This window comes from Pedobacter sp. D749 (assembly GCF_019317285.1).
Lineage (GTDB): Bacteria > Bacteroidota > Bacteroidia > Sphingobacteriales > Sphingobacteriaceae > Pedobacter.
This window is the reverse complement of record NZ_CP079218.1, coordinates 3,111,027-3,125,377: the sequence shown is the minus strand read 5'-3', so window position 1 is coordinate 3,125,377 and position 14,351 is coordinate 3,111,027. Positions and strand designations below refer to the sequence as shown.

Annotated in this window: 11 protein-coding genes; 6 read left to right on the top strand and 5 right to left on the bottom strand. The window is 38.7% G+C overall.

Annotated elements, in window-relative coordinates:
* Both KYH19_RS12580 and KYH19_RS12575 read left to right on the top strand, forming a co-directional pair.
* Window positions 1-1,320 carry a cytochrome ubiquinol oxidase subunit I gene (locus tag KYH19_RS12580; protein ID WP_219075370.1) on the top strand — a complete coding sequence of 440 codons (1,320 nt, stop codon included), beginning with the start codon at window positions 1-3 and terminating at the stop codon, window positions 1,318-1,320.
* Between the two features lie 108 nt (window positions 1,321-1,428).
* Window positions 1,429-2,433, top strand: coding sequence for a cytochrome d ubiquinol oxidase subunit II (locus KYH19_RS12575; RefSeq protein WP_219075369.1), 1,005 nt, complete (start codon window positions 1,429-1,431; stop codon window positions 2,431-2,433).
* Window positions 2,434-2,630: 197 nt separating this feature from the next.
* Here KYH19_RS12575 and KYH19_RS12570 read toward each other — a convergent pair whose 3' ends face one another.
* Both KYH19_RS12570 and accD read right to left on the bottom strand, forming a co-directional pair.
* Complete coding sequence (locus KYH19_RS12570) at window positions 2,631-4,178, bottom strand: M20/M25/M40 family metallo-hydrolase (protein ID WP_132403892.1); 1,548 nt, start codon at window positions 4,176-4,178, stop codon at window positions 2,631-2,633.
* Between the two features lie 390 nt (window positions 4,179-4,568).
* The gene (gene accD / locus KYH19_RS12565) at window positions 4,569-5,414 is read right to left on the bottom strand and encodes an acetyl-CoA carboxylase, carboxyltransferase subunit beta (protein ID WP_121286775.1); all 846 of its coding nucleotides are present in this window, start codon (window positions 5,412-5,414) and stop codon (window positions 4,569-4,571) included.
* 310 nt (window positions 5,415-5,724) lie between these two features.
* On the opposite strand from accD, the gene fbaA reads away from it, so the two are divergent.
* The 4 genes from fbaA (at window position 5,725) to KYH19_RS12545 (ending at window position 8,235) form a co-directional block, all read left to right on the top strand.
* Window positions 5,725-6,804, top strand: a complete 1,080-nt coding sequence (fbaA, locus tag KYH19_RS12560; protein WP_029276269.1) for a class II fructose-bisphosphate aldolase — start codon at window positions 5,725-5,727, stop codon at window positions 6,802-6,804.
* A gap of 143 nt (window positions 6,805-6,947) precedes the next feature.
* On the top strand, window positions 6,948-7,454 hold the full coding sequence (locus KYH19_RS12555) for a low affinity iron permease family protein (protein WP_219075368.1): 507 nt from the start codon (window positions 6,948-6,950) through the stop codon (window positions 7,452-7,454).
* Complete coding sequence (locus tag KYH19_RS12550; RefSeq protein WP_219075367.1) at window positions 7,429-7,851, top strand: GNAT family N-acetyltransferase; 423 nt, start codon at window positions 7,429-7,431, stop codon at window positions 7,849-7,851. Before KYH19_RS12555 ends, KYH19_RS12550 begins: the two co-directional genes overlap by 26 nt.
* Before the next feature lie 117 nt (window positions 7,852-7,968).
* Window positions 7,969-8,235, top strand: a complete 267-nt coding sequence (locus KYH19_RS12545) for a GIY-YIG nuclease family protein (RefSeq protein ID WP_219075366.1) — start codon at window positions 7,969-7,971, stop codon at window positions 8,233-8,235.
* 134 nt (window positions 8,236-8,369) lie between these two features.
* Here KYH19_RS12545 and KYH19_RS12540 read toward each other — a convergent pair whose 3' ends face one another.
* The 3 genes from KYH19_RS12540 to secDF form a co-directional block, all read right to left on the bottom strand.
* Entirely contained in the window at window positions 8,370-9,230 is an 861-nt protein-coding gene (locus KYH19_RS12540; RefSeq protein ID WP_219075365.1) for a hydroxymethylglutaryl-CoA lyase, read from the bottom strand.
* A gap of 292 nt (window positions 9,231-9,522) precedes the next feature.
* The gene (locus KYH19_RS12535; protein WP_219075364.1) at window positions 9,523-10,842 is read right to left on the bottom strand and encodes an NAD(P)/FAD-dependent oxidoreductase; all 1,320 of its coding nucleotides are present in this window, start codon (window positions 10,840-10,842) and stop codon (window positions 9,523-9,525) included.
* 375 nt (window positions 10,843-11,217) lie between these two features.
* Complete coding sequence (secDF, locus tag KYH19_RS12530; RefSeq protein ID WP_132403871.1) at window positions 11,218-14,199, bottom strand: protein translocase subunit SecDF; 2,982 nt, start codon at window positions 14,197-14,199, stop codon at window positions 11,218-11,220.
* Window positions 14,200-14,351 lie beyond the last annotated feature (152 nt).

Genomic DNA, 14,351 nt, shown 5'->3' with positions numbered 1-14,351 from the left:
ATGGATGATTTTATAGCAGCCCGTTCCCAAATGGCCTTATCATTAGGCTTTCACATTATTTTTTCCTGTATCGGTATGGTGATGCCATTCTTTATGGCCGTATCCCATTACAAATGGCTTAAAACAAACGATGAGGTGTATAAAAACCTCACAAAAGCCTGGAGTAAAGGGGTGGCCATATTTTTTGCTACCGGTGCAGTATCCGGTACAATGCTATCATTCGAACTGGGCTTGCTTTGGCCAAAATTTATGGATCATGCCGGACCGATATTCGGAATGCCTTTTTCGTTGGAAGGAACAGCTTTTTTTATTGAAGCGATCGCCCTTGGCTTTTTTCTTTACGGCTGGAATAAGTTAAATAAATGGTTCCATTGGTTTACAGGAATGGTAGTAGGGGTAAGTGGTTTGGCCTCCGGAATACTCGTAGTGGCCGCCAATGCCTGGATGAATAGTCCGGCAGGTTTTGATTTTGTAAACGGACAATACCTCAACATCGATCCCATTCAGGCCATGCTCAACAAGGCCTGGTTTAGTCAGGCTTTACACATGTGTTTGGCCGCATTTACCGCAACGGGTTTTGCTGTGGCAGGTGTACATGCTTTAATGATCCTAAGGGACAGAAATGCGGTGTTCCATTTAAAAGCTTTTAAAATAGCGGCTGTATTTGCCTGTATTGCTGCTTTATTACAGCCATTAAGTGGCGATATCTCTGCAAAAGACGTAGCCAAACGTCAGCCTGCAAAGCTAGCTGCAATGGAAGCATTGTATAAAACAGAAAAACCTGCTCCGCTTTTGATCGGTGGCATCGTAAACGAGAAGGATAAAACGGTAAAAGGTGCGATCAAAATTCCAGGCGCTTTAAGTTTTCTGGCACATGGCGATTTTAAAGCTGAAGTTAAGGGTTTGGATCAGATCCCGGAAAATGAACATCCACCAGTCGCTATAACCCATTACGCTTTCCAGATTATGGTGGGGATAGGCACACTACTGCTTTTGATAGCCTTAACCTATTTCTTCATCCTTTTTAAAAAGAAACCTTTAACGGAAAAGCGTTGGCTGTTAAAACTGTTCGTCTTTGCTATTCCGCTTGGCTACCTCGCTTTAGAGGCCGGTTGGGTAGTTACTGAGGTTGGCAGGCAACCCTGGATTATTTATGGCATTATGCGCACTAAAGATGCCGTTACGCCGATGCCCGGTATTGCTTACTCATTTTACATCTTTTCGGCAATTTATGTTTCGCTAAGCATTATCGTAACGTTTTTACTTTACCGGCAGATTAAAATGGTACCTGTACTCTATAACAAATCTGAAACGAATTAATTAACCACAGATAAAAAGGATGAACACGGATAAAAATTTTGATGTATGTTGCTTAACTTCTTTGAAATTTGTGTTCATCTGTATAAATCTGTGGCAAAAAAATAAATTATGAAAGATGTTGTAATTACATTTTTATGCATGGCCATTCTGCTCTACTTTTTATTGGGCGGGGCCGATTTTGGCGCGGGGATTATAGAACTCTTTACTTCAACAAAAAACAGGAGTAAAACCCGTAAAACCATGTATCAGGCCATTGGTCCGGTTTGGGAGGCCAACCACATGTGGCTGATCATTGCTATTGTGATCCTTTTTGTGGGTTTCCCACATATTTATACCACCATGTCGGTTTACCTTCATATCCCTTTGGCCATTATGCTCATTGGGATTATTGCCCGTGGTACTGCCTTTGTATTCCGCCATTATGATGCCGTGAAAGATGATATGCAGTGGTTATACAACCGGATATTTCGGTATTCGAGTTTTGTAACGGCTTTGTTTCTGGGTATAATTGCCGGAAGCTTAATTTCGGGCCATATCGACACGCAAGCGACAGATTTTTATACCGCCTATATATCGGGATGGTTAAATTGGTTTTCAATCGCTGTAGGCTTCTTTACGGTGGCGCTTTGCGGTTTCCTGGCAGCCATCTATCTTATTGGTGAAACAACCGAAGCCCATGATAAGTGTCGGTTTATTAAAAAAGCCGAATTTATGAATGTTGCTGCAGTAGTTTTTGGTGCCATGGTTTTTATTGCAGCCCAAAGAGATAAAATTCCATTAACCGACTGGGTTTTTAAAAGTAATGTGGGTTTATCGGCCATTGTTTTGGCGAGTTTATCGCTGATATTGTTATGGTATCTGCTGATTAAAGGTAAAACCAAGGTTTTACGCATTTTAGCGGGCTTCCAGGTGACGATGATTCTCCTGGCAATTAGTTATGCCCACTTTCCAAACTTTATCCGTTTAAAAAGCGGAGATGCAATCTCGCTATTGGAAACAGCTGGACCAGAAAAAACTATTTACAGTTTGGGCTTAGCACTTTTATTGGGAAGTGTATTGATTTTACCTTTTTTAGGGTATTTGTTTTACAAGTTTCAGAAGAAAGAGGAGTAGGCATTGATGTCAATCAAAAGTATCGTCATCTCGACTGGAACGCAGTGGAATGGAGAGATCTACCTCAATAGATTTAGCTTAGCTGAGCACTACGTGGTTCTCGACTGCGTTGCACTCCGCTCGAAATGACGAATCGAGGAAACAAAAAAGAGCATCTGTTTCCAAATGCTCCTTTAAATTATATTCAAATTCTTTATCTATAACCCACCTTTTCTGTTCGATTTCGTTTGTACCGGCCAGGTAGATGGTTTTCCGGTACGTTCGTTAACCGGTAAATCTGTTGCTTTTTCGGTTGAGGTTTTTTCAGGATCTTCTGAAGCCATATAAACCATAATGGTAGCTAAAATCACATTGCTTCTAATTTCATCGAAAACCAACTTATCATAACTGTCGCGATTGGTGTGCCAGGTATATGTTCCATAATCCCAACTGGTAGAACTTAATGAATAACCTAATGCCCCGGCAGCTACAAATGAAGCAAAATCTGACCCACCTGCGCCCGGTGTTCCAGGGAAACTGGTTTTGATCTGGTTTTTAATCGTATCCGGTACTGCGGCCAACCAACGGGTGATGTAATCCTTTGATTTAGCAAAGCCTTGTCCGCCAATGTTAACCACGCGGCCTGTTCCGTTATCCTGGTTAAACAAGGCCTGGAGGTTGTTTACAATCTCCGGATGATCTTCTACAAAAGCTCTTGAACCATTTAAACCCTGCTCTTCACTTCCCCAATGGCCAACCAAAATGGTGCGTTTTGGATTAGGATAGATTTTCTTTAAAATGCGCATGGCTTCCATCATTAGGATGGTGCCAGAACCATTATCGGTAGCGCCGCTTGCGCCATCCCACGAATCGAAGTGTGCCGAAAGCATCACATATTCATTTGGCTTTTGTGTGCCTTTAATTTCTGCGATAGTATTAAAAGTAGGTACAGTACCTAATTTTTTAGAGTCTGCCTCGATTTTAAGCTTAGGTTTGTCGCCATTTAAAGCCAAACGATAAACCAGGCCATAATCTTCGACAGATAAATCTAAAGTTGGCACTTTTGTGGTATTTGCGCCAAAAATCTTATCTACGCCAAAACCCTGCGACCAATTATTGATTACTACAGCCACAGCACCTGCATTTTCTAAAGCTACAGGAAGGATTTTGGCGGTTAAACCGGTTTTAGCAAGGCTTGCGGCCCATGCTTTAGTAGCATCAGTTTTTTCTTTTTTAAACTTTTCGAAAAGGTCTTTCGTAGCAAATTCTTCCCAGTTTTTTTCTGGTCGGCCAGAAAGTTGATTCATGGAAATTAAAACAATTTTACCTTTTACATTGGGTAACCATTTCTGAAAGGATACTGAATCGGTAATTTCTGGAAGGATAATCGCTTCTGCAGTAATAGCTTTACCATTGGTTGATGGACTCCAGGCCAATTGTGTACCTTCTAAAGTGCGTACACGCGGACTTACAAGATCGATATGCGTAATGCCTCTTTCCCAGCCGGCCCATTCGCCCCATTTTTCATTTTTTGCGGAGATGCCCCAATCACTATATTTTTTAACTGCCCAATCATTTGCTTGTTTCATTTGTGGAGAACCAACCAAACGAGGACCAACAACATCTAAAAGTTCGTGAGCGAGTTTCTCTAATTGAGAGTTTTCGTTTACTTCTTTAACAATATTGTCGATTACTTTCCTGTCTTGCGCAAAAACGTTTACAGAAGCGCACAAGAATAGGGTAGAAAATAGTAGCTTTTTATTCATAACTAGTTAGGTTGATTATTTGATGCACTAATTTATGAAATATGGACTAAGGTTGGGGTATGTTAATGGAAATGTTGCAAGAGTTGGTGTTAAGACCCAGTATATTTTGACCACCTAAGGCACCTTAGTTCACCTAAGTTAGGTGTAGTCTTTTTCTTTGTGTCTTGGTGCCTTTGTGGTAAACTTACACTCGCTAGAAAAACCCCTTATGAGAACCACTGGCTATGCAATTTAAACCTGATTGTCGTGGTCCCGATGTAAAATCGGGAGAAGCAAAAAGCAGGACTGAATCAACCGAAGTTCTTCAAGCCCTGCTTTTCTTATTATAGTTTATTTGTTTACTGGGCAACTTGTACTAATGAACAAATGACCAATGAACTATTGAACCAACTAATTATTCATCATTTTGATAAAAGCGCCCAATTTAGCTTTCATAGCTCTTCTGTCAACGATAAAGTCAAGGAAACCATGTTCCAGAACGAATTCGGAGGTTTGGAAGCCTTTCGGTAAATCTTTTTTAATGGTTTCTTTAATTACCCTCGGACCGGCAAAACCAATCAAAGCGCCTGGTTCGGCAATGTTGATATCGCCAAGCATGGCATAAGAGGCCGTTACGCCGCCCGTAGTTGGATCGGTTAATAAAGAAATGTATGGAACTTTAGCCTGACCTAATAAGGCGAGTTTAGCTGAAGTTTTAGCCATTTGCATTAATGAAAATGCAGCTTCCATCATCCGTGCACCACCTGATTTAGAAATCATCAAAAACGGAACTTTATGTTTGATGCTGTAATCAATTGAACGTGCAATTTTTTCGCCTACAACCGAACCCATTGAACCACCGATAAAAGCGAAATCCATACAGGCAATAACGAGATCCTGACCTTCAATTTTACCGACACCTGCCCGGATAGCATCTTTTAAGCCGGTTTTAGCCTGACTTTCCTTAATTCTATCGGTATAAGGTTTGTTATCGTTAAAGTTTAAAGGATCTCCTGATGTTAAGTTAGGGAACAGCTCTTTAAATTCATTATTATCAAATAAAACCTCGAAATATTCTTTTGAGCCCACTCTCAGATGGTAATTACAGTAATGACAAACGTATTTGTTTTCCTGAAGTTCTGCCTGATGTAGCGGTTTCTTACAATTAGGACATTTATTCCACAAACCATCTGGTGCTTCTTTTTTCTCTTCTGTTGTGGTAATGATACCTTTATTCTCTCTTTTAAACCAAGCCATATAATTTTTTGAAGAATTGGATTGCAAAGAAACGAAAAATAAAATAAAGTCGAACCTTATTAGACGTAAAAATAGTCGATAGTTAATTGGTTGACGCTTAATAGCTAAGTAGCTGAAGTAATTGAAAACCTGTATTTGCCCATTGTGAACTTCGAATTGAAAACTGAAGTGTGTCTTTTTTACACTAAGGATAATGTGTTTTTTACACCAAATAGGCTTTGTTTTGCTGTCAGGCAAATAATTCTGTTGTTACAAAAGCTTGGAATGTTATTTTTTTTTATAACTTCGGACTTAATAAAATTAACAAGAAATGAGTTTAAAAGGCTACAAAGGCGTAATTTACGGAGATGCCGTTCAAGAATTGTTTGAGCAGGCTAAAAAACATCAGTTTGCTTTACCAGCAGTAAACGTAACCGGTACCAATACGGTTAACGCGGTATTGGAAACTGCTAAGGCAGTAAATTCGCCTGTTATGATTCAATTGTCTAACGGAGGTGCACAGTTTTATGCTGGTAAATCATTAGATAATGAGAAATTGCAAGCATGTATTTTAGGAGCTGTATCGGCTGCTAAACATGTACATTTATTGGCAGAACATTATGGTGTTGCCGTGGTTTTACATACCGACCACGCCGCTAAAAAATTATTGCCTTGGATTGATGGACTTTTAGACCACGGTGAAAAATTCTTCGCTGAAACTGGCAAACCTTTGTTTTCATCTCACATGTTGGATTTATCGGAAGAATCTATCGAAGAAAACATGGAAATTTCTGCTAAATACTTAGCACGCATGGCTAAAATGAACATGACTATCGAAATAGAGCTTGGCGTTACAGGTGGTGAAGAAGATGGTGTTGACAACAGCGATGTAGACAGCTCTAAATTATATACTCAGCCTAGTGAAGTGGCTTATGCTTACGAAGAATTAAGCAAAGTTTCTCCTCGTTTTACTGTTGCTGCTGCTTTTGGTAACGTACATGGTGTTTATAAACCAGGTAACGTAAAATTGCAACCGGTAATTTTGAAAAATTCTCAGGATTTTATTAAAGAAAAATTCAGCCTAACTGCAGAGAAACCGATTAATTTCGTATTCCACGGTGGTTCTGGTTCTACTCAGGAAGAAATCAGAGAAGCAATTTCTTATGGTGCAATTAAAATGAATATTGATACTGACATGCAATGGGCATTTTGGGAAGGTATTTTAGAATATTACAAAAAGAATGAAGCTTATCTTCAAGGCCAGATCGGTAACCCTGATGGCGATGATAAACCAAATAAAAAATATTACGATCCACGTGTATGGTTACGTAAAGGTGAAGAAACTTTTGTAAAGCGTTTAACTACTGCTTTCGAAGATCTGAACTGTATCAACGTTAACGATAAGCTGTAAGATTTGATCGGTTTTTGAGGATTGGATTTACATTCAACCATTCAAAAAATCAATCATTCAATAATTAAACAAAAGCGCCATGGGTTTAAAAACTTATGGCGCTTTTGTTTGTTTTATGGTTATATTTAAGCAAACAAATTGTGATGGCAAAATCTAAAAACGATACTAAAGAAAATAATTTTTTTGAGAAATTCGCTAATGCGGCAACCAAGTTTACCGGTAGTTCTGTTGCATTTATTGCGGCAACCGCTATTGTAATTATTTGGGCAGTAACCGGCCCTCTGTTTAATTATTCTGAAACCTGGCAGTTGGTGATTAATACAGGTACAACGATTATTACCTTTTTGATGGTTTTTTTGATCCAGAAAGCACAGAATAAAGATGGTAAAGCGATCCAGTTAAAATTAAATGAATTGATTGCTGCACAGCAGGGGGCAAGTAACCGAATGGTTGATATTGAAGATCTGAGTGAAAAAGAACTGGATCAGTTACATAAATTTTACGTTGCGATTGCCACACTTGCCAAAAAAGAGGCCGATATTCATTGTTCACATTCGATAGATGTAGCGAAAGAGCTAAATGAATCGAAATTAAAAACGAATAAACACTTTAAACACCACGATAATGAGTCTGCACGTTCAAAAAGTTAACCATCCCGAAGATTTAGATAAAGTATTTGCTATACGTAAAATTGTATTTGTAGACGAACAGAATTGTCCGCCGGAACTGGAGTGGGAGCATGAAGATGAGTCTATACATTTTCTGGCTACAAATAACGGACAACCTTGCGGTGCCTGTAGATGGCGTAAAACCGACCTTGGGTATAAGCTTGAACGTTTTGCGGTTTTAAAAGATTTTAGAGGGCAGGGAGTTGGCCGGGCACTAATTGCAGAGGCATTATCTGATCTGCCAGAAGATGCACATTATATTTACCTGAATGCGCAATTAGATGCCATGAGTTTGTACGCTAAGTTTGGTTTTGTTGCTGAGGGTGATCAATTTGAGGAAGCTGGGATTCAGCATTTTAAAATGGTGAAGAAGGTTTAAAGTGATATCGTCATTGCGAGGTACGAAGCAATCTTAATGCGGTCGCTATGTTGAGTCATCGGAAAGACAAATAATTTAATCAAAACTAAAAATGGAGAGAGGAGGATGCGTTTTATCATGACAAATTCTTTTAATACCGTTTTTTATACTGGTGTAACCTCAGATTTACAGGGCAGGGTTTGGAAACATAAAAACAGCAAATTTCCTAAAAGCTTTACTTCAAGATATAAATGTTATAAGTTAGTTTATTACTTGTTTTTCCCTGATATTGAAGAAGCGATTGATGAAGAAAAGAGGGTAAAAGGTGGAAGCCGTCAGCAGAAAATAGATTTGATTGTATCTAAAAATCCAGATTGGATTGATTTATATGAAGAATTGGTTTAATAATTCCGTCATTGCGAGGCACGAAGCAATCTTAAAGCGATCGTTGGATTTGAAGTAAGTTACCCACCCACAGTAGTAGGATTGCTTCGTGCCTCGCAATGACGACTTTTGTTATGGGATTGGGGAAAACAAAACTACCCAAATATCTTCCCGGATAACCTCATTGCCTCATTCCATTTATCCATATTCAGATTTAAATTTTCTCCTTTATTATGAAGAAAACTGATCACATCTTCAGTGGCAATGTTACCTGTGAGATCATCTGCAGCCATTGGGCAGCCGCCAAAGCCCTTTAAAGCGGAATCTATGCGCTTTACACCCGAATGATAAGCAGCTTGGATCTTTTCAAACCGCTCAGCAGGAGTGGAGTGTAAATGAATACCAATTTCTGTATTGTTAAACCTTGAAATCATCTTAGGTAATATACTTTCTATTTTTTCCGGAGTGGAAACACCTACGGTATCAGCCAGCGATAAAATCTCTACCCCTTTATTCACGAGAACATCAGCCCATTTTTCTACAATTTCATAATTCCATTCATCACCATAAGGATTTCCAAAACCCATAGACAAATAAACCACCGCTTTTTTGTTATTTTTAGCACAAAGGGAGAACATTTCTTCGACCGTATTTAATGATTGTGATATGCTCGAATTGGTATTACGCTGCTGGAACGTCTCAGAAATTGAAAAAGGGAAACCAAGGTAATCAATCGTTTTGTGCTTTACCGCATCCTCTACACCCCTTAAATTCGCCACAATGGCCAAAAGCTTTGTAGAGGTGTTACTTGAATCCAATTGTGCTAAAACATCGACTGTATCTGCCATTTGCGGAATGGCTTTAGGTGAAACAAAACTTCCAAAATCAAGGGTATCAAAACCCACCTGAAGCAAAAGATTTAAATATTCGGCTTTAAGCGCAGTGGGAACAAAATCGTGTAATCCCTGCATGGCATCGCGCGGACACTCTACTAATTTGAAATTGTTTTGGCTCATATTTTTGGCTAGTGGAATTTTTGACAAAATAAGGAAAGAATTTGAATTTATAGTTGATGGTTCATGGTTAGGTTAGTTGATAGCCAGGGTGCATGATGGATTTATAGCCTGCTTGCTAATATTTCGGTTGAAAGTTGATGGTTCCGACTATAACAATTAACCATTTTGGCCATGAACCATCAACTATAAACCATTAGCGTGTGGCTATATGCACTTAGGCTATTAACCAACATACTATCAACTATGAACCATTAGGCGTTGGAGATTCACCAATCAACCAATGACAAATGAACTAATGTACCTCACTCTTCACTTCTTCCCTATAATCCACACTTCGATCTTTTGCAAAGGTTCTGATAATTAAACGGGTTCCCCGATCGTAGCTGAAGTAACTCCAAACCCAGTTTACGAAAACAATGATTTTGTTTCTGAAGCCTACCAAGGTCATTAAGTGAACAAACATCCAGGTAAACCACGCAAAAACACCCTGGAAACGGATTTTACCGATATCAACAACAGCTTTATTTCTACCTACCGTGGCCATAGAGCCTTTATCGAAATATTTAAATTTCTCCAAAGGTTTGTTTTCTTTGATATTGATCAGGTTTTTAGCCAGGTGATGACCTTGTTGAATGGCTGCCGGAGCTACTCCCGGGTGACCATTAGGTGTTTCTTCGTCGATAATTGCAGCCACATCGCCTATGGCATAAATATTCTGATACCCTACTATTAAATTTTGGGTATCTGTTTTTAATCTGCCGCCTCTCACCACTTCAGCTTTATCTAAACCTGCTAAAACCTCACCCTTAACGCCGGCACTCCAGATTACGGTTGAACTTAAAATTGGTGCTTTATCCTGTAAGGTGAGTGTATGTCCATCATAACCCAGTACCCTGGTTTCATTCATAATCTGAACGCCCATATCGGTAAGGAAATCTTTGGCTTTTTTTTGTGCCTGAAGCGACATTACGCCCAATAATTCTGGTGAATTTTCGATCAGGTAAATGTTAACCTTGCTCAAATCCATTTCCGGATAATCGTTAGGAATTACATGTCTTTTAAGCTCTGCAATGGCACCGGAGGTTTCAACGCCTGTTGGACCACCGCCAACTACAACAAAGTTTAATAGGGCACTTTTTTTATCTGCATCTTTTTCGATCAGCGATTTTTCGAAATTCTGTAAAATCAAACTTCTTAAATCTAATGCTTCTGGAATTGATTTCATCGGCATCGAATTGGCTTCAATTTCTTTATTGCCGAAAAAATTGCTGGTAGAACCTGTGGCGATAACCAGATAATCGTAATTGATTCTGCCTATGTCAGTTTGTAAACAGTTTTCGGCAGCATTTACTTCCGTAACTTTGGTCACGCGGAAAATCAGATTTTTTTGTCCTTTAAAAATCTTCCGTAAAGGAAAAGCAATCGAATCTGCTTCCAAGCCTCCGGTAGCCACCTGATAAAGCAAAGGTTGAAAAGTATGATAGTTATGTTTATCAAGCATAACCACCTGAAAAGGCTTGTTCTTTAAACGTTTAGCTAACTCAATCCCACCAAATCCGCCACCAACAATCACTACTCTGGGGTATTCGCTTTTTGGAAGTTGTAAATCCATTTTCGTATCGGTTTTATCTATTGCTAAAGTAACAAAAACATAGCCAAAAGGTTTAATAATTGAGGTTTTGGCCACTATTTCACCTGATTGATCAATATATAACGCTGGTATGACGAAGGCGGTTTTTGCAGTTTTGTAGCACAGATTCAGGTTAAATAAACCTGATGGCAGTGAGCATTCCGATCCTTCATCGGGATAAAACGGACAGCAGGATTGTCGAAACCGAAGAACCACAGGATTTGCTTTTCAAAATAAATGAAAAGCTTTGTGCATTTTGTCTTTTAAACCTCGCAGGTTTTTAAAACCTACGAGGTTTGGCATAAAAAAAGCGCCCCGATAAATCGAAGCGCTTATATATTTTAAGATTTTAATCTCTTATTTTTTCTCAGCTGAGCTACCCAAATCGATTACGATAGGAGTAGAGATACATAATGATGAGTATGTACCAATGATACGGCCTATCAATAATGCGAAGATAAACCCACGTATGCTATCGCCACCGAAAATGAAGATTACCAATAATACGAAGAATACGGTTAATGAGGTTAAGATGGTACGACTTAATGTACTGTTCAACGCGAAGTTGATTAAGTTGTTACGCTCTTCGCCATGTAAATCTTCTTTACCCGATTCTTTTAATTTCTCACGGATACGGTCGAATACAACAACTGTCTCTGTCATGGTGTAACCCATTACCGTTAAAATTGCTGCGATGAAATCCTGACCAATTTCTAGTGAGAATGGCATAATACCATCTAAAATAGTGTAGAAAGATAATACCATTAACACATCATGGAACAAGGCGATTACAGCACCTAAACCATACTGCCATTTTTTGAATCGTACTACGATGTAGATAAACATGAATAAACATGAGATCAATACGGCATAGAAAGCACCGTTTACGATATCGCTTGCAATAATCGGCGTTACCTTTTGTGAACTTACAATTTCGTATTTAGAACCGGCTAAACCTTTGTTTAAAGCATCTTCTACAACTTTATCAGTTTTAATGTCCTGATCTTCGATGTGGAAAGTAGTGGTGATTTTTACCTGACTATCTTCGCCTGCAGTTTTAACCTCTGGCGTTTCGTTACCGAAAACCGGATTTAACTTAGCTTTTAAATCTTCAGTGTTAACTGATTTATCGAAGTGAACCAAATAAGTTCTTCCCCCTTTAAAATCTACACCTAAGTTTAAGCCGCCATTTTTGAAATACATACCAATACCAGCAATAATAATGATGGTAGAGATAATATAATAGATTTTACGACGGCCAACAAAGTTGAATGCTAAGTTTTTAAATGCATTACGGGTTAGGCTATTATCGAAACTTACATCGATTTTGCGGTTTAATAACGATTCGAAAACTACTCTCGAAATGGCTACAGCTGCAAATAATGATGAAAGGATACCAATACATAAAGTAGTTGCGAAACCTTGAACCGGACCGCTACCGAAAACGTAAAGGATAGCACCTAAAATAAATAAGGTAACGTTTGAGTCGATAATCGACGGCATTGCATGTTTAAAACCTTCTTTAATTGCCGTAGCGGTGTTCTTGCCATGCGCAAGCTCTTCACGTACACGCTCAAAGATAAGGATGTTTGCATCTACCGATAAACCAATGGTTAATACGATACCAGCAATACCAGGTAATGTTAATACTGCACCAAGTGATACCAGGATACCAATGATGAAGAATAAGTTGATTAACAATGCAAAGTTAGCAACCCAACCTGCACGGTGATAATACAACGCCATGAAGATTAAGATTACGATAAAGGCAATTACGAATGAGATTAAACCATCGTGAATAGCTTGTGCACCTAAAGTAGGACCAACTACGTAGCTACCTGCAATACGCGCAGGAGCAGGCAATTTACCAGCTTTTAAGATGTTGGATAAATCTTTAGTATCTGCCTGGGTAAAGTTACCCGTGATTGAGGAAACACCACCAGCAATTTCATTCTGAACAGTAGGAGCAGAATAAACCTGGTTATCCAATACAATTGCAATAGATTTTTTATTGTTTGGATCAGCAGCCGCTTCAGCAGTAATTTTTTTCCATTTAGCAGAACCTTCGCTGGTCATGTACATGGTTACCTCTGGTTTACCCTTTTGGTCAAAATCTGCACGCGAATCGCTGATTGCCTCACCACCTAAATCTGGTTTACCATCGGCACTAACCACTTTGATTGCATATAATTCGAAAATTTTCGAACCTTCTCTAGGTTTAACACTCCACATAAATTTCATCGTAGATGGAATAGATGCAGCAACTTCAGGAAGTTTTAAATAAGCATTAACTTTAGCAGTATCTTTTTGTAACGACATACCAACAACAGCACCAGGCATTAATTGTTGTTGTCCGTTTTCGCCTTGATAAATCGGTAAGTTAAGAACAGCATACAATGGGTTAGATTTCATCAATTCGGCTTTAACTGCACTCGAATCTTTTTTACCTAAGCCAGCAAGCTTGCCACCTTTAGCGGTGGTGTCTTTAGCAGCAGCTTTTTCTAAGCCAGCTAATTTACCACCAGCAGCCGGAGCAGCCGTTGTATCTTTAGCAGCTGGTGCATCAGTTTTTAATGTTGCCGCTAAAATTTTATTAATGTTTTCTAATAATGGTGCAACTTCTTGTACCTGGTAAACTTGCCAGAATTGTAATTCGGCAGAACCCTGTAAAAGTTTAGCAATACGCTCTTTATCTTGTACACCTGGCATTTCGATTAAGATACGGTTGCTACCTTCTTGTTTTTGCATGTTCGGACTAACTACTCCGAAACCATCAATACGTGAACGTAAAACTGTAAATGAACGATCAATAGCACTGGTTGCTTCTTTTTCTAAGAAAGATTCAACATCGCTATTGCTTGCACTAGGTTTTAACTGAGATGCGTTATCCTGATTAGAAAAATAATCTGCAAGTTTTACTCCCGGGCTTAACTTTTCGAATTCATCAACAAAAATTTTGATGTAATCTTTACCACCGGCATTTAATTGAATCTGTGCATTCTGAACTGCTTTGTTGAAGTTCGCATCAGTAGGGTTACCCGCTAATGATTTTACCAACTCCGCCAACGATATTTCCATCGTTACGTTCATTCCGCCTTTTAAATCCAGACCCAAATTAATCTCTTTCGCTTTTACCTCTTGATAAGTAAATCCAACTAATGGATAAACTTTTACGGTACTCATCGAATCTAAGTAAGCCTTTTCTTTGGCTAAATCACCCTTCGCAGCGTTTTTTGCGTCTTTTTCTACCTTGGATGCTACCAAAGTAAAAGAAAGTGCGTACGCACAAACGATAGCCAATACTATCGCTATAAACTTAATAAAACCTTTTCCTTGCATTGTTTGTTTAAAATAATTTGTCTTTCGCTGTTTTTTAACAAGTCGGCAAATCTAATTAAATTTTTAAATTATAGAACCCCTTAATTGATAATTTATTAACATTAATTTTTATGTGGCAATAATCATTGGAGATTCATCAGGCAGAATTCATT